Annotated in this window: 15 protein-coding genes; 10 read left to right on the plus strand and 5 right to left on the minus strand. The window is 51.3% G+C overall.

Annotated features, from left to right (window positions below; genetic code table 11):
• Window positions 1-11: 11 nt before the first annotated feature.
• From ftsY to IE181_RS06575, 4 genes are all read right to left on the minus strand, one after another.
• The gene (gene ftsY, locus IE181_RS06560) at window positions 12-1,262 is read right to left on the minus strand and encodes a signal recognition particle-docking protein FtsY (protein ID WP_191251037.1); all 1,251 of its coding nucleotides are present in this window, start codon (window positions 1,260-1,262) and stop codon (window positions 12-14) included.
• 27 nt (window positions 1,263-1,289) lie between these two features.
• Window positions 1,290-2,585, minus strand: a complete 1,296-nt coding sequence (mtaB, locus tag IE181_RS06565; RefSeq protein WP_229819192.1) for a tRNA (N(6)-L-threonylcarbamoyladenosine(37)-C(2))-methylthiotransferase MtaB — start codon at window positions 2,583-2,585, stop codon at window positions 1,290-1,292.
• On the minus strand, window positions 2,582-3,409 hold the full coding sequence (gene dapF / locus IE181_RS06570; protein WP_191251041.1) for a diaminopimelate epimerase: 828 nt from the start codon (window positions 3,407-3,409) through the stop codon (window positions 2,582-2,584). The genes mtaB and dapF overlap by 4 nt, the downstream gene beginning before the upstream one ends.
• A gap of 142 nt (window positions 3,410-3,551) precedes the next feature.
• On the minus strand, window positions 3,552-5,033 hold the full coding sequence (locus IE181_RS06575; protein WP_191251043.1) for an SLC13 family permease: 1,482 nt from the start codon (window positions 5,031-5,033) through the stop codon (window positions 3,552-3,554).
• A gap of 238 nt (window positions 5,034-5,271) precedes the next feature.
• On the opposite strand from IE181_RS06575, the gene IE181_RS06580 reads away from it, so the two are divergent.
• From IE181_RS06580 to IE181_RS06625, 10 genes are all read left to right on the plus strand, one after another.
• The gene (locus IE181_RS06580; protein WP_191251045.1) at window positions 5,272-7,041 is read left to right on the plus strand and encodes a response regulator; all 1,770 of its coding nucleotides are present in this window, start codon (window positions 5,272-5,274) and stop codon (window positions 7,039-7,041) included.
• A gap of 254 nt (window positions 7,042-7,295) precedes the next feature.
• The gene (gene ffh, locus IE181_RS06585; protein ID WP_191251047.1) at window positions 7,296-8,729 is read left to right on the plus strand and encodes a signal recognition particle protein; all 1,434 of its coding nucleotides are present in this window, start codon (window positions 7,296-7,298) and stop codon (window positions 8,727-8,729) included.
• 53 nt (window positions 8,730-8,782) lie between these two features.
• The gene (gene rpsP / locus IE181_RS14745) at window positions 8,783-9,205 is read left to right on the plus strand and encodes a 30S ribosomal protein S16 (RefSeq protein WP_191251050.1); all 423 of its coding nucleotides are present in this window, start codon (window positions 8,783-8,785) and stop codon (window positions 9,203-9,205) included.
• Window positions 9,206-9,244: 39 nt separating this feature from the next.
• The gene (gene rimM / locus IE181_RS06595; protein ID WP_191251052.1) at window positions 9,245-9,847 is read left to right on the plus strand and encodes a ribosome maturation factor RimM; all 603 of its coding nucleotides are present in this window, start codon (window positions 9,245-9,247) and stop codon (window positions 9,845-9,847) included.
• A gap of 3 nt (window positions 9,848-9,850) precedes the next feature.
• Window positions 9,851-10,573 (plus strand): tRNA (guanosine(37)-N1)-methyltransferase TrmD, encoded by a 723-nt coding sequence (gene trmD / locus IE181_RS06600; protein ID WP_191251054.1) that lies wholly within the window; start codon window positions 9,851-9,853, stop codon window positions 10,571-10,573.
• Window positions 10,574-10,577: 4 nt separating this feature from the next.
• On the plus strand, window positions 10,578-10,952 hold the full coding sequence (gene rplS, locus IE181_RS06605; protein ID WP_191251056.1) for a 50S ribosomal protein L19: 375 nt from the start codon (window positions 10,578-10,580) through the stop codon (window positions 10,950-10,952).
• 321 nt (window positions 10,953-11,273) lie between these two features.
• Window positions 11,274-12,674, plus strand: coding sequence for a 3-isopropylmalate dehydratase large subunit (leuC, locus tag IE181_RS06610; protein ID WP_191251058.1), 1,401 nt, complete (start codon window positions 11,274-11,276; stop codon window positions 12,672-12,674).
• 17 nt (window positions 12,675-12,691) lie between these two features.
• Window positions 12,692-13,309, plus strand: coding sequence for a 3-isopropylmalate dehydratase small subunit (gene leuD / locus IE181_RS06615; RefSeq protein WP_191251060.1), 618 nt, complete (start codon window positions 12,692-12,694; stop codon window positions 13,307-13,309).
• A 19-nt stretch (window positions 13,310-13,328) separates the two neighbouring features.
• Window positions 13,329-14,414, plus strand: coding sequence for a 3-isopropylmalate dehydrogenase (gene leuB, locus IE181_RS06620; protein WP_191251062.1), 1,086 nt, complete (start codon window positions 13,329-13,331; stop codon window positions 14,412-14,414).
• A gap of 65 nt (window positions 14,415-14,479) precedes the next feature.
• Complete coding sequence (locus tag IE181_RS06625) at window positions 14,480-15,493, plus strand: aspartate-semialdehyde dehydrogenase (RefSeq protein WP_191251072.1); 1,014 nt, start codon at window positions 14,480-14,482, stop codon at window positions 15,491-15,493.
• A gap of 39 nt (window positions 15,494-15,532) precedes the next feature.
• Here IE181_RS06625 and IE181_RS06630 read toward each other — a convergent pair whose 3' ends face one another.
• The gene (locus IE181_RS06630) at window positions 15,533-16,762 is read right to left on the minus strand and encodes a sensor histidine kinase (protein ID WP_191251074.1); all 1,230 of its coding nucleotides are present in this window, start codon (window positions 16,760-16,762) and stop codon (window positions 15,533-15,535) included.
• Between the last annotated feature and the right edge of the window lie 199 nt (window positions 16,763-16,961).

Consider the following 16,961-nt stretch of genomic DNA (forward strand, 5'->3'; position numbering starts at 1 on the left):
TGGGAAGCAGTTTACTCAATGCCAACAAGGGCTTTGGCAAAGTCCCTTGCATCGAAGGGCTGTAGATCTTCAATAGCTTCACCAACGCCAATGGCATGTACAGGCATGCCAAACTTCTCGGCACAGGCAACCAGAACACCACCGCGGGCAGAGCCGTCCAGCTTGGTCATGACAATGCCGCTGATATTTGCAATGCGGGAGAAGACTTCCACCTGGTGAACCGCGTTTTGACCGGTCGTTGCGTCAAGGACGATAACAGTGTCGTGCGGTGCGCCGTCCAGTTTTTTATTGATGACGCGCACAACTTTGGCAAGCTCTGCCATAAGCTCATCGCGGTTTTGCAGACGCCCTGCCGTATCAATAAGGAGAACGTCTGTACCGTCATTGATGGCTCTTTCCATGGCTTCATAGGCAAGAGCAGCAGCATCAGATCCGATTTCCTTGGTAATCACAGGAACTCCGACCCGTTCGCCCCAAACTGTCAGCTGTTCAACGGCGGCTGCACGGAATGTATCCCCGGCGGCCAGCATGACAGACTTGCCTTCGTCGCGAAATTTTTTAGCGAGCTTGCCAATCGTAGTGGTCTTGCCGGCACCGTTTACGCCTGCCATCAGAATAACATGAGGTTTGTTGGCTGGATCGATCACCAGTGGTTTTGCAACTGGCTTCAGAATGGCTTCGATCTCTTCGGCCAGTACCGCTTTTACTTCTTCGCCAGAAATTTCCTTATTATACCGTCCTTGGGACAGGGCCGCCGTCAACTTCGATGCAACACCAACCCCAAGATCGGACGTGATCAGAAGGTCTTCCAGTTCTTCGAGCGTATCATCATCCAGTTTGGCTGTGGTGAAAATACCGGTTATGCCGTCCGAGATGGCACTGGTGGATTTCTTCAGGCCTTTTTTCAGACGCTGGAACCAGCTTTCTTTGGCAGCGGGTTCTTCTACAGTGTCCTTGGGACTGTCTTCTTCTGTTAAAGGCGTGTCCAAATCAGGCTCTGGCGTGTCTGGATGGCTGTCCGGTGCGGCAGTCTCTTCTGCTTCTGTATCGGCGGCAGGCTCAACAGTCTCTGCTATAGCTTCTGCTATCTTTGGTTCTGGCTCTGGTGTGCTTTCCCGCGGGGGTGCGGGTGGCGCAGCATCTTCAGCCGGCAGGTTGTCATCAGATGCGTTAAGGGGATCTTCCGACGGTATTTCTGATACGTCCGCTGCTTTTTTGCCGCGCAAGCGATCGAACCAGCTGATTTTATTCTTGTCTGACATAAGAAGATCCGTTGTTGAAACCTGAAGCTACGATTGAAGAGTTGCGGTCATGACCCCGCCGTCTACTGTAGATAGTGTGACCGGGACGATGGTTCCAGCCTTTAACTGGCCGGATAGTTTAACCGGAATGAATTGTTCCGTGTGGCCGGTTGCTGTGCCGTCATCTGCGACTTTCTCGACGAGCACTTGTGCAGACTTGCCGAGTGCGCCAGTGAACAGGCGACTGACTTGCTGTTCCCCCAGTGCCCGCAGGCGCGCAGCCCGTTCTTTGCGAATAGCTTTGGCGACTGGCGGCATCTTGGCCGCTGGGGTGCCCTCGCGTTCGCTGTATGGGAAGACATGCAGCCACGTCAGATCGCATTCTTCGACCAGTCGCAGACTGTTTTCGAACATTTCCTCTGTCTCGGTTGGGAAACCTGCGATAATGTCTGCGCCGTAAACCATCTCGGGTCTGGCCTTCTTGACTCGCTGGCAAAATTCAATGGCCTGTTCACGTAGATGTCTGCGTTTCATTCTTTTCAAGATCATGTTATCTCCGGCCTGCAGGCTTAGGTGCAGGTGCGGCATAACACGTTTTTCACCGATGATGGCATCATACAGTGGTTCATCCACTTCAATGCTGTCGATACTGGAAATTCTAAGGCGGGGCAGGTCGGGCACCAGTTTCAGGATTTTCTGTACCAGTGTTCCCACGGTTGGTGTGCCGGGCAGGTCCTCGCCGTAGCTGGTAATGTCGACACCTGTGAAAACCACCTCATTATAACCTTCATCAACCAACCGTTTGATCTGGTTAACAACTTCGCCCATTGGGACGGAGCGACTGTTACCCCGGCCGTACGGTATAATGCAAAACGTACAGCGGTGATTGCAGCCGTTTTGAATTTGGACGAAAGCACGGGCCCGGTCGCCAAAGCCGTCGATCAAATGTCCCGCGGTTTCCGTGACAGAGAAAATGTCATTCACCGCAACGCGTTCCAGCCCCCCTGTAGATAAGGATGCGAAGGATTTTGCTTCGAGTTTTTCCCGATTACCAATGACACTGCCGACTTCTTCCATGGCAGCGAATTCTTCAGGGTTAATCTGGGCAGCACACCCGGTCACAATGATGTTTTTTGCAGGGTTTTCCCGCTTTATTCTGCGGATGCTTTGGCGTGCCTGCCGAGTGGCTTCGGAGGTCACAGCGCAGGTGTTGATGATGACAGTATCTTTCAAGCCCGCGGCATCGGCGTGACGTTTCATTACTTCAGACTCGTAGGCGTTAAGCCTGCATCCGAAGGTGACAACATCAATACCTATAGGGCCTGTATCCTGTTTCTCGCTCAAACTGCGACCTCTCCACCGAAGGCGAGTGTAGCCGGTCCTGCCATTTCGACCGTGCCGTCTTCGAGCCATGTGATCTGAAGGTCGCCGCCATCCAGTTTCACTGTTGCTTTATTCTCGTTATCTATCAGGCCGCGACGCATGGCTGCGACAGCAGCAGCGCAGGCGGCAGTACCGCACGCTTCGGTGATACCCGCGCCGCGTTCAAATACACGTAGGCGAATTGATGTGCCCTCAACTGTGGCGACAGATACATTTACCCCTTCCGGGAACATTTTATGTGTCTCTATTTTGGGGCCGATACTGGCAAGGTCAACGGCCTCTGCATCAGGCACAAAAAACACGGCGTGGGGGTTGCCCATGTTCACGCAAACGGGTTCTTTCAGATCACCCATATGGAAATCGGTATGCAGGGTATCACAGTCATGCTCTAGCGGAATTTCAGACCATTCCGTACGCGCAGGGCCCATATTAACGCTGACGCCGTAGTCGGATGCCTCGGCCGTTAGAATGCCTGTATCTGTTTCAAGTGTTACAACACTTTCGCCCAGTTGCTGCATCAGAAGCAAACCCACGCACCGTGACGCATTACCACAGGCGCCAACACGGCTGCCGTTGGCGTTGCGTATTTCCATGAAAGCCGTGGCATCGTCGCTCTCGCGAATGATAATAAGCTGGTCGCAGCCGATGCTACGCTTTCTATTCGAAAGGCGCTGCACCTGGGCATCTGTCAGGTCAAGGGCATGCCGACGGGCGTCGAAGATGATGAAGTCGTTTCCAAGTCCATGCATCTTTAAAAAAGGTACGATATGTGTGTCCTGTGTCATGTCGCCGCTTATAGTAGTCTCGCTGGCATGAGTCTACAGCATTTAATGACGTATGCCCACGCCGGAATGTAGGGATAAGGGCAGGGTAGGTATGAAAAGGGGGCAGAATATCCGCCCCCGTTACATTGTATTACAGGCCGATTTACAGACCGAAAACGATCGGGACCATCATATAGCAGATAAAGGTCACGACAAAAACGCCGAGTATATTCAGCCACAAGCCTGAACGCACCATGTCTGGCACATTGATATGACCGGTCGAGAAAATCACAGCATTTGGTCCCGTTGCAACCGGCAACATGAAGGCACAGCTTGCCGCCATTGCTGTTGGTGCCGCAAGCATAATGGGATCGTAGCCAGAGGATGTCGCCAGTGCCGCCAGTACTGGCACAAGGGCCGCTGTTGTCGCTGTGTTGCTGGTTAATTCCGTCAGGAAAATTACCATGGCCACGATCGACATGATGATGAAAAGCATCGGTATGCTGCCGAGTGCGGCCATTTCCTGACCGAGCCAGATAGCCAGGCCGGTTGACTGAATAGCTGCCGCAAGGCTAAGGCCGCCACCGAACAGCAGGATTACGCCCCACGGCAGTTGAACGGCGCTTTCCCAGTCCAAAAGAGCATGGGGAGTTTTTCTGTCGCGACAACCACTTGGAACAAGGAACATTGCCAATCCGCCACCCACGGCGATATGCATGTCTGATAGATTTTTGATAAATGGCATCAATGAGGTAAGCCATTCAATATCCACAATAACCTGACGGAAGCTCCACATCAGTGCCATTGTCCCCATGATCAGGGCAACCCGTTTTTCGGGCACCGTCATAGGGCCCATTTGGGCAAGCTGTTGTTCAATAACGTCTGAGCCGCCTTGTACGTCGTCCCTTTTGAATGGGAAGCAGATGCGGGTCAGCACAAGCCACGCCGTTGGTACCATTACAAGAACAACAGGAACTGCAAACATCATCCATTCAATGAACAGGATTTCCCTGCCGGTGCTATCTTCGATAAAACCTTTCACAAACAGATTGGGCGGGGTGCCAATATAGGTTCCAAGACCACCAATGGATGCAGCCCATGCACAGCCGATCAACAGCGCAATGGTAAACCGGTGGCGCGGCGCACGGTCGCCAAGAATTGTTTCTGCAACCGTCATGGCAATAGGGATAATCATCAGCGTTGTGGCAGTATTGGAAATCCACATGGACAGTATCGCGGCTGCCGCCATAAATCCGGCGATCAGTGCCGTTGGGCTATCACCAACCCTTGCCAGAATATTCAGGGCTATGCGTCGGTGTAGATGCCATTTTTGCATGGCCATGGCGGCGATAAAGCCACCAAGCAGCAGATAAATGACAGTGCTTGAGTAAGGAAGGGACGCCTCTTTGCTTGTAGTGGCGCCAAGAAGGGGCAATAGTATCAGGGGGATCAAACTGGTGGCCGGCACAGGAATTGCCTCGGTTGCCCACCATGTTGCCATTAGAAGTGCGACCGCTACAACACTCCAGCCAGTCTCAGTAATACCAGTTGGCGCAGGTATAGATAGTATGATTGCAAAAATAATTGGTCCAAGCACCAGACCGACTTTTTGATACGTTGCACGGCCCGCAGATGTCGATGACATGAGGTTCCCCTTGATAATCTTAACAGTATAGTTCCCGATATGGAAAAAGTCCCACATTCTTCCCACTTTGACTTGTGCCAAACTTCCCGCATACAGTCCAGAAGATATGGACAGCATTAGGGAGAAAGAGCACTCGTCAATTTAGCAGCGTCCTTGCATAATTTTGAATTGTTGACAATACTTACCGAAGTTTCAGAGCAGAAAAATTCTTTTGGAACGGGTGTAGGGTATGAGTGTAATGTTAGCAATACCACCTGAAATTCAGCCAAGGCTGAACCAGCTATATGCTCAGCGGTTCTCTGTGATTATGCTGTTGATTGCTGGATTGCATGCGCTGATGCTGTTTGTGTCTCTTGCATACACACCCTTAGGGTTTATGCCGCTTGTGCTGTCACTGAATGTTTTGGGCGGTGTGATCGCGGGCGCTTTGTATCTTTACCCACGCAGTCCGAAAGACAGGGCGCGCTATGCCGCATATCTATTAGTTTTGCCAGCGCTCATGGTGGTCGCGTCCATTTATTTGCAGCTGTTTATCATTGCGGATCAGATACTGCTGACTTTTTGTCTGCTTCTAATGCTGGGGACAGCCTTCACAACCCATGCCCGGTCAGTATTCTTGAGCGTGTTGAGTGTGCAAGCCGTGCTGTTTGTGACGGCTTTGTTGTTGTTGGAAGGCACGAATGTCCAACTATTTCTGCCAGCCTTGGTATGTGCGGGTGCTTTGTCGTTCTGGGCCTTTGTTGAGAGACGGTTGGCTATGGTGCAGTCTTTGCTGGCGCAGGCACGGTTAGATCAGACGCAGCAGCTTTTGGCAGAACGGGGACAGGAGCTTAGAGAAAAGGTTGCGGTTGCTGAAGATGCCAGCAAGATGAAAAGTGAATTTATCGCCAGTACCAGTCACGAGATTAAAACAGCGTTGTCGGGGATTATCAGTGCGATGGATGCACTGAGTGCCACCGAGATATCAGATGAGCAAAAAGTTCTGACAAATACGGCGCATTACAGTGCGAAGGCGTTACAGCGTGTGCTGGATGATATTATGGATACCACCAAGCTGGAGGGCGGAGAGCTGGAAATCCTTGCGGAGCCATTCTCGCCGGCAGCGCTTGTTACTATCGCTACATCGCTGCGGATGCCGGAAGCGCGGAAAAAAGGGCTGCACCTGACCAGCCATGTCCAGAAGAAGCATGAAAATATCAATTTGTTCGGCGACGGCACACGGCTTGCGCAGGTGCTGCAAAATCTTCTTGGAAATGCGATCAGATACACAGAGACCGGAAACGTTGCAGTTCTCCTGGAGATCTCGGGACGGGGTGGCAATCGAACACTCCGTATCGCAGTGCAGGATACGGGTGCAGGCATGACGCCGGATGAGATGTCTGAGATTTTCAAGCTTAAAAAAGATGTTAGCCAGCTCCTATATCGCGGGCATGCTGGGGGTGGATTGGGCCTATCCATTTCTCAGGAATTGATGAACATAATGGGCGGTAAGCTTTATGCGGAAAGTGAGAAGGGAACGGGGTCTGTTTTCTATATGGAAATCAGCTTGCCGCTGGTGAAGGCTGTCCCTTCCGAAAAATCAGAATCAGTGGATGACAGTGCCCAGGCAGTAAAAAAGCTACCGAAAACAGCAGCGCACATTCTGATCGCAGAAGATAATGAGATAAATCGTCTATTGATCCGAAGCATGCTGGCAACAGAGAATTACGAGCTTGAGTTCGTATCAGACGGCTTGCAGGCGCTCGAGGTGGTTAGTAGTGAATCGTTAATCCCGGATCTTATCCTGATGGATATTCAGATGCCGATTATGGACGGACGGGAAGCAACGCGGGCAATCCGGGCTTTGGATGATATGGACCGGGCTAGTGTTCCAATCGTTGCACTGACGGCCAATGTCGATAAAAGCGGTTTCAATATCTATGCAGAAGACGGTATAGATGAGGTGGTTCCAAAGCCAATTGATCAGGGGCAGCTGCTGAAAACTATCCGGCAGGTGCTTTATTGTTGATAAAGATGCCGGTGTAGGGTGCTTGCGGTGCTATTATGGCGGTTAAGACTTGACTCTGTCCCTTCGATCACGTATCACGCACGCGCTTCCCTGAGGCATTGACATAGTATTTGTGTCCTGATTGGCCCCGTTATTCGGAGAGGGCCGGGATACCCACCAGTTAGCGAGTTTCGCCCACTGGTGCGATAATGCTTTGTGCAGGCCATGGACGGAATGCAGGAATTTTAACCGGTTGGACCAAAGGACCAGGACACATGTTTGATAGCCTTTCGGATCGCCTTGGCGGCATATTTGACGGACTTAAGCGTAAGGGTGCACTGAAAGAAGCGCACGTTACCGAAGCGCTGAGAGAAGTGCGTGTTGCCTTGCTGGAGGCTGATGTTGCCCTTCCGGTTGTTAAGGACTTTGTCGCAAAGGTAAAAGAAAAGGCGATTGGTCAGGAAGTCCTGAAGTCTGTTACCCCGGGCCAGCAGGTTATCAAGATTGTTAATGACGAACTGGTTGCCATGCTGGGCGCAGAACAGTCCGGTCTGAACCTGCTTGGAGTGCCGCCGGTTGCCGTTTTGATGGTGGGCTTGCAAGGGTCTGGTAAAACTACCTCTACTGCTAAGATCGCAAAACGCCTGACTGAAAAAGACGGTAAAAAAGTCCTGATGGCATCGTTGGACGTTAGACGCCCGGCAGCGCAGGAACAGCTTAAAATACTTGGCGAGCAGACAGGTGTGAAAACACTGCCGATCATCGCAGGCCAGCAACCGGTTGAAATCGCCAAGCGCGCTATGGAAGCAGGGCGTCTGCAGGGTTTTGATGTTGTGATGCTGGATACGGCGGGTCGTCTGCATGTTGATGCATCCCTTATGGCCGAAGTCATCGCAGTGCGCGATGCCACCAGCCCGCTTGAGACGATATTGGTGGCCGATAGCCTGACAGGTCAGGACGCAGTAAATGTCGCCAAGGAATTTGATGCGCAGGTAGGTATCACAGGGGTTGCCCTGACCCGTATGGACGGTGATGGCCGCGGTGGTGCTGCGCTTTCCATGCGTGCGGTGACAGGCAAGCCAATTAAGTTTGCGGGTACTGGCGAGAAGATGGAAGCGCTTGAGGATTTCCATCCTGAGCGCGTTGCAAGTCGTATTCTTGGCATGGGTGACGTTGTCAGCCTGGTTGAAAAAGCGGCTGAAAGCTTTGAAAAAGATGAAGCGGAGAAAATGGCGAAGAAGATGTCCAAGGGTCAGTTTGACCTGGATGATCTGCGCGCCCAGCTTCAGCAAATGTCCAAACTTGGCGGCATGAAAGGCATACTTGGCATGTTGCCGGGAATGGGCAAGATAAAGCAGGCCATCAATCAAAGCGATATGGACGACAAGATTTTCAAGCGGCAGGAAGCTATCATTACGTCAATGACGAAAGAAGAGCGCGCCAAACCGCAACTCCTGAACGCATCCCGCAAGAAACGGGTTGCCGCAGGGTCGGGCACATCGGTGCAGGAAGTGAACAAGCTTCTGAAAATGCATCAACAGATGGCCAAGATGATGAAAAAAATGACCAAGGGGAAAGGCGGTATGCCGAACCTCGGAAGTTTGATGGGTGGCGGAATGCCCGGACCAAAAGGCATGGGCGGTATGCCCGGTCAGATGCCTGGTGGTTTGGGGGATTTGCCTCCCGGATTTGATAAATTGCTGAAGTAAGACTTCAGGCACGGAATTAACCAGAATACAGAGTTTGTTGAAAGGAAAATACAATGGCTGTTTCTATTCGTCTCGCACGTGGTGGTGCAAAAAAGCGTCCTTACTACCGTATCGTTGTTGCCGATGTTCGCGCACCTCGTGATGGTCGTTACATCGAAAAAATTGGTACGTATAACCCAATGTTGGCAAAAGACGCTGAAGACCGCGTTAAGTTCGACGCAGACCGCGTAAAGCATTGGCTGGGTCAGGGCGCGAAGCCGACTGATCGTGTTGCTCGTTTCCTCGAGGCTGCTGGCCTTGTTGAAGCCAAGACACGTAACAACCCGAACAAAGCTAAGCCGGGCCAGAAAGCTCTCGACCTGATCGAAGAGAAAAAAGAAAAAGCTGAAGCTGCTGCGGAAGCAGCCCGTGAAGCAGAAGAAGCAGCAAAAGCTGCTGCAGCTGCTCCTGCTGAAGAAGCTGCTGCAGAAGAGTAAGCCTGACCGCTTACATCTTTCTGTATTTTTCCTTGCGTCATGGCGAAAGCTGGACACACCGAACGCCTGCATCAGGGCGTTGACGGAGACTGGATTTCCGTGGGTGCCTTTGGTGCGGCCCACGGTGTCCGGGGCGATGTCCGGCTGAAAAGCTATACAGACACACCGGCGGATATTTTTTCTTATAAAGATGTCCGTCTTGGTGCGGGCGGCAAGGAAATATCCCTGCAGAAAGTCAGAACAGGCAAGGACGGTTTTGTCGTCCGTGTCAGCGGTATTTCTAGCCGCGAGGATGCCGAGGCCGTTAAGGGCAAGCAGTTGTATATTGCCCGTGAGGCCCTTGGCGACAGTCTGGACGAGGATGAATATTTCCTGGCGGATTTGATCGGTCTGGAAGTACGCAGTGAAAAGGGCGAGAAGATCGGCCTTGTTCGTGCATTTGAAAATTTCGGTGCAGAAGACCTTCTCGAGGTTCTGTTTGATGAGCCGGTAAAAGGGATCGGCAGATACGGATATTTTCCGTTTCGCAAGGCGTTGGTGCCGGATGTGAAAATCGCAGAAGGCTACGTGTCAGTTGCCCTTGAAATGTGGCTGGAAAGCCAGATCGCGGGTGAGCCGGAAACCAGCGAAGACAAAGGATAAACCGTGTCGTCGCAGTTCACAGCGCAGGTACTGACCATCTTTCCAGATATGTTTCCCGGCACGCTTGGGCAATCACTGGCTGGAAAAGGCTTGAAGGACGGTGTTTGGTCGCTAAAAACGCTGGACATTCGCGATTTTTCGAGCGATAAGCACCGCTCTGTGGATGATACACCTGCGGGTGGTGGTCCCGGAATGGTGATGCGGGCAGATATTCTTGGCAAGGCCATAGATGCAGCACGCGAAACCGCAGCGCCGGAATGGCCGCTTGTTTACCTTAGCCCTCGTGGCCGCCGCTTTACGCAGGCAGAGGCACAGAGATGGCAAAAAGCAGGCGGCGTTACTATGCTGTGTGGCCGGTTTGAGGGCGTTGATGAACGCGTTCTGGAGGCCCGGCAGGTTGAAGAGATTAGCTTGGGGGATTTTATCCTTTCTGGCGGGGAACCAGCAGCCCTTGTTATGCTGGACAGTGTGGTCAGGCTTCTGCCCGGTATCATGGGCAAGCAGGAAACACTGGATGAAGAAAGTTTTGAGAGCGGACTACTTGAATATCCGCACTATACCCGACCACAAGTGTGGGAGGGGCACGAAATTCCTGAGGTTCTCACAAGTGGGCACCACGGAAAAATCGCCGAATGGCGACGCTTAAAAGCTGAAGAAATTACCCGGTTACGCCGGCCGGACCTCTGGTCGACCTATGAACGGGACAAAAACAAAGTAAAGGACTAAAGCGATGAATATTATTCAGAAGCTCGAAGCCGAGCAAATCGCAAAGCAAACTGAAGGCAAGACCATCCCTGATTTTCAGGCTGGTGACACTCTGCGCGTTGACGTGAAAATTCGCGAAGGCGAGCGTGAGCGTATCCAGGCGTTTGAAGGCGTATGTATTGCTCGTGCTAACAAAGGTATCTCTTCTAACTTTACCGTTCGTAAACTGTCTTACGGTGAAGGCGTTGAGCGTGTGTTCCCACTTTATGGTCCAGCTGTAGACAACATCACTGTTGTTCGCCGTGGTAAGGTTCGCCGTGCGAAACTTTATTACCTGCGTGGCCGTACTGGTAAGGCTGCTCGTATCGCAGAAAAGAAAGACTGGCACCGCAAGAAATAAGCCGGTCTGTACCAAGACTTCCGAAAGCCGGGCCAGTTTGGTCCGGCTTTTTTGTTTTGTACGCACGCATATTGCCGATTAGCAGTCTGTGTTACGTGATCGACCATGCAGAAGTAATTTCCTTGCGCGTGAAACAATATTTTAAAATCGGTCGTATTAGTAATATTTTGTTGCACTGCACCCTGTGACACGGTAAACCTCCCGAACCGCTGGATTTCGGTAGCTTTCAGTGGTATTTCATGCGCGTTAGCTGATGTTTTGAATGCGCTCCAGACTAGCTGTCCGGAGCAGGTGGAAATATGATTATATAAGGGTCCAGATATGGCGAAGACACTGTATGATAAATTATGGGATATGCACCTTGTGGAAGACCGCGGGGATGATGTTGGCCTGATTTACATTGATCGCCATCTGGTCCATGAGGTCACAAGCCCACAAGGGTTTGAGGGGCTGAAAATGGCTGGCCGCAAATTGCGCCGCCGGGATGCCATTATGGCAGTGCCGGACCATAATATTCCGACCAAAGATACCGACAAGCCAAACCCAGACCCCATGTCTGCTATGCAGCTTGCGGAACTGGAGAAAAACGCGAAAGAGCACGATCTGGAGTATTTCCCAATGGGCGATTCCCGGCAGGGTATTGTTCATGTGATCGGGCCGGAGCAGGGTTTTACCCTTCCTGGCGTTACCATCGTTTGCGGTGATAGTCACAGTGCGACCCACGGTGCGTTTGGCGCGTGGGGTTTTGGTATTGGATCAAGTGAGGTCGAGCATGTAATGGCGACCCAGACACTTGTTCTGAAAAAAGCAAAGAATATGCGGGTAACGGTAGAGGGCGAAATGCCGGTTGGCTGCAGCGCGAAAGACATCGTCCTGGCAATTATTGGCAAGATCGGTATGGGTGGCGGTACCGGTCATGTGATCGAGTTTGACGGACCGGCGATCAAGGCGCTGTCGATGGAAGGTCGTATGACCGTTTGTAACATGGCGATCGAAGGCGGGGCGCGTGCGGGACTTATTGCACCGGACGAAACGACGTTTGAGTATGTCAAAGGACGCTATTTGGCGCCGAAGGGTGCCGAATGGGATATGGCGGTAGCCCAGTGGCGCACGCTTCATAGCGATGAAGATGCCGTTTTCGACAAAGAAGTCGTCCTTGATGCATCTGAGATTGTACCGCAGATCACCTGGGGTACAAGCCCCGAGGATGTGGTGCCGATCACAGGACAGGTGCCAAGCCCGGATAGTTTTAAAGACCCGAATAAGCGTGAATCTGCTGTCAAAGCGCTTGATTATATGGCGCTGCATGCCGGGCAGGACATGCTTGGTCTGAAGATTGACCGTGTTTTCGTCGGATCCTGCACCAATAGCCGGATTGAAGATTTGCGCGAAGCAGCAAGCGTGATTAAGGGCCGTAAGGTTGCGGACACTGTGATCGAGGCGATTATTGTCCCAGGTTCCGGTCTTGTGAAAGAACAGGCGGAAGCAGAGGGGCTTGATAAAATATTCATCGAGGCTGGTTTCGATTGGCGGGAGCCAGGGTGCTCTATGTGTCTTGGTATGAACCCTGATATAGCGGGACCCGGTGAACGGGTCGCGTCTACCAGTAACCGAAACTTTGTCGGCCGTCAGGGGCCGGGGTCACGAACCCACCTTGTCAGCCCGGCAATGGCAGCTGCTGCCGGTATTGCAGGGGCGTTTGTGGACGTTCGGAACTTTTAGAGCGCGGGAGAGAGAGCATGGAAAAATTCACACATATGACATCGACCGCAATCGCACTTGAGCAAAGCAATATCGACACCGATATTATTATGCCGAGCGATTATCTGAAAACCATCAAGCGGACGGGGCTTGGCAAGCATGCGTTTGAAAGTCTTCGCTATACCAAGGACGGAACGCTTAGAAACGATAGTCCGTTTGACTTTGGTGCTGGGAAAACGTCAAAAATTCTGGTTGTGGGGGACAATTTTGGTTGCGGCTCCAGCCGGGAACATGCGCCGTGGGGTATTGCTGACCTGGGTATTCGGTGTCTGATTGGAACCAGTTTTGCGGATATTTTTGCCTCGAACTGCGTCAAGAACGGTATCCTTACTATAACGTTGCCGGAAGAGGATGTGGCCGCGCTGATGCGGGACGCTAAGGCCGGTAAAAAGATTACGGTTGATCTGGAAGCGCAAACAGTCAGCGTAGACGGCAGTGATGACCGGGGGTTTGAGTATAACCCACAACATAAATATATGATGGTCAATGGTCTTGATGAGATTGGCCAGACCTTGCTGGTAGAAGATAAGATCACGGCATTTGAAGAACAGCAGCGGCTGCAGTCGCCGTGGCTGTACCGCGAACTGCCACAGTAACGATAAAATGGAAAAGACTATGTCCAAGAAAATTCTGGTATTGCCGGGTGACGGCATTGGCCCTGAAATCATTACCGAAGCACACCGTATACTTGATTGGGTGATCGCAGACAGCGGTGTTGCAATCGAGGTTGAAGAAGGACTTGTTGGCGGTATTTCCTATGATGTGCACGGCGAACCTTTGACGGCTGAAACACTGAAGGCTGCGCAGGCATCGGATGCCGTGTTGTTTGGCGCGATTGGTGGCCCGAAATGGGACGGCACTGTTGCCTATGACAAGCGCCCGGAGCAAGGGCTGCTTGATCTTCGTAAGGGTATGAATGCCTTTGCCAACTTACGCTCTGCCGTGTGTTTTCCTGCGCTTGCGGATGCATCATCGCTCAAGCGTGAGTTTATCGAAGGACTGGACATCCTGTTCGTACGCGAACTGATGGGCGGTGTATATTTCGGCGAGCCGCGCGGTATTGAAACACTTGAGGACGGCACCCGTGTTGGTCTGAATACGCAGCGGTATGCTGATTGGGAGATCGAGCGGGTGGCCCGTGTGGCATTTGAGATGGCCCGTAAGCGCGGTAGCCACGTCACAAGCGTTGAAAAAGCCAATGTGATGGAATCTGGTGTTCTGTGGCGTGAAGTTGTCACAAAAATGGGCGCAGATGAGTATCCCGATGTGAAACTGGATCATATGTATGCGGATAACTGTGCCATGCAGCTTGTCAAAAATCCGAAGCAGTTTGATGTGATTGTCACGGATAACCTGTTTGGGGATTTGCTTTCTGACGCTGCGGCGATGCTGACGGGTTCCCTTGGAATGCTACCGTCTGCCAGCTTGTCCGATGAAGGTCCAGGGCTATACGAGCCTATCCATGGTTCTGCACCTGATATTGCAGGGCAGGGCATTGCCAATCCAATCGCTGCTATTCTGTCGCTTGCTATGGCACTGCGCTACTCCCTTGATATGGGGGGCTATGCCGAGAAGATAGAAGCCGCGGTTGCGAATGTTCTGGAAAGCGGTACCCGTACAGTGGATATCATGGCAGATGGTTGCACAAAGGTGGGTACTACTGGCATGGGTGATGCCATTCTGGCAGAGCTGTCGAAATAGAAAATTATAGAGTTTGTTAACCCCATGGCCTGATTGCGCATCAGGTCACCATTTGGAGAAATATCATGGGTTTGCGTGTCGCTGTCGTTGGTGCGACCGGTAATGTTGGTCGCGAAATGTTGAATATTCTGGCGGAGAAAAAGTTCCCTGCTACAGAAATTATTGCAATTGCCTCTAGAAAATCAATGGGGCAAAAGGTCGGGTACGGTGATAAGGAACTGACCATTGTTGCGCTTGACACGTTTGACTTTACAGGCACTGACATTGCGCTGTTTGCAATTGGCTCTTCTGCGACCAAGGAATATGGTCCGAAGGCAGCCGCAGCCGGGGCGATTGTGATCGACAACTCCAGCCTGTACCGGATGGACCCTGATGTACCGCTGATTATTCCAGAAGTGAACCCAGGTGCGATCAAGGGTTTCAAGAAGAAAAACATCATTGCAAACCCAAACTGTTCAACAGCTCAGATGCTGGTAGCGTTGAAGCCTTTGCATGATGTGGCGGGTATCAAGCGTGTTGTTGTGTCCACGTACCAGTCTGTCTCCGGTGCGGGTGCTGCTGCTATGGACGAGCTGTTTCACCAAACAAAGGCAACCTTTGTGAACGACCCGGTTGAACCAGATGTTTTCACCAAGCAGATCGCTTATAATGTGATCCCGCACATTGATGTGTTTATGGATGACGGCTACACCAAAGAAGAATGGAAAATGGTAGCTGAAACCCACAAGATCATGGACCCTGACGTTGAATTAACAGCAACGGCTGTGCGTGTTCCTGTTTTTGTTGGCCATGCAGAAGCGATCAATCTGGAGTTTAAGAAACCTTTGTCAGACGAAGAAGCACGGGAAATCCTGCGGGAAGCTCCAGGTATTCTGGTTGTGGATAAGCGCGAAGATGGTGGCTATATCACACCGGTGGAATGCGTGGGTGATTATGCGACATATGTATCTCGTATTCGCGGTGATAAAACTGTCAAGAACGGTCTGAATATGTGGGTTGTTTCTGACAATCTGCGCAAAGGCGCGGCCTTGAATGCTGTTCAGATCGCAGAAGAACTGGTGAAGCAAAAGCTGGTTTAAGAACCTGTGCTACGTCTATTTGGGTGACTTCATAGTCGGTTAGATGAAGTCATCCTCTTCTACTGGCAGGACAAGACTAGCAGGGAACAGGAACTGTACGGTGGTTCCTTTCCCCAGTTCTGATTGTAGGTCAAAGCCAACATTCTGTTTGGACAGGATCAGGCGGGTAAGCGGGATACCAAGGCCTGTGCCGTCTTTGTGGGCTTCGTAAGTGTCGCCAATCTTGTCGATAGGCTCCATGGCTTTTTTGTAAACTTCAGCTGACATACCATTACCATTGTCGGCAATGGTGATGACAGCATCACCATTTTCCTGGCGTTCAGCCGACAGTGTGATTTTGCCGCGCCCCATATATTTAACGCAGTTCATAAGGATATTCAGAAGTGCCCGTTTGGTGACGGCAGCGTCCCCAAGAACCCGAATAGGCTCAGGCGCCTCTATTGGGGCGATATCAATGCCTTTGGTCACAGCAGAACCAAGCATCGTCAGCTTAACGGATTTCAAGAGCGCAATGATATCATAAGGGGCACAGAGAAGTTCCCCGCCTGACAGGTCCAGCGAGGATAAGGAGCTAAGATCATTCAACTGGGCCAGCATTTCCTCTGCCATGACGGTAATTTCTGCTGCCGCTGACTGAATCTCTTTCATCGGCATTTTTGTGCCGCGAATAAGTTCGCTAAACCCGCGGATGGCTTCCAGTGGCTCTCGCATTTCTCGGGCCGCATTGGACAGGAAAATAGTCTTGGTCAGATTGGACCGTTCAGTTTGCTGCAGAGACAGTTCGAGTTTGTCCTGTCGGATAATTTCTTCCAGTTCTGCTGCCAGACGGTTAGCAACCAGATGCACGTGAGAAAGAAGATTATCATCATAGTTGATCTTCTGGCGACTAAGGCCGACAAATATTCCGATGACTTTCCCAGTTTTGGATCTTAAAGGGTATCCTGCGTAACCTTCGATCTTCATTTCCTTGAGCAAAAGGTCATCGGGAAATTTTTCAGCAATTTTTTCCGGGAAAACACAGTAGCCCCCTTCCAGGACATTTTCACAGGGGCTGTCGGCCAGATCATAGGTGAAATTCGCAATTTTTTTACCTGCCTCAAAGGCGCAAAATGTCGTTACCTGGGTGCCATCAGGGGATAAAATGCCTACGAAGACGATATCCAGTGCTGTTTCTCTTGCGAGGCGCTCTGTAAAAAGTTCAACAAACTGTCTACCCGCGAGATCTGAAAAAAGATCATCAGCCAAATAGGTTAAATCTTTTATTGCCACTGGACCCTCATGGATACTTTATGTTTTATAAATACTGCTTATGATTGACACGTCGCCGTATTCTGATCACGAAATCACTAAATCAGATGGATATAGTACGACAATTCGTTCAAGGGTTGTAGTAAAATTGTATTCAATTTTCTACCGTTGTTTTTGCCTGTATGGCATAGCTATTTGACTATCAGTGCGCCATGGACAA

Origin of the sequence: Kordiimonas sediminis, from assembly GCF_014656395.1 — a bacterium.
Lineage (GTDB): Bacteria > Pseudomonadota > Alphaproteobacteria > Sphingomonadales > Kordiimonadaceae > Kordiimonas_A > Kordiimonas_A sediminis.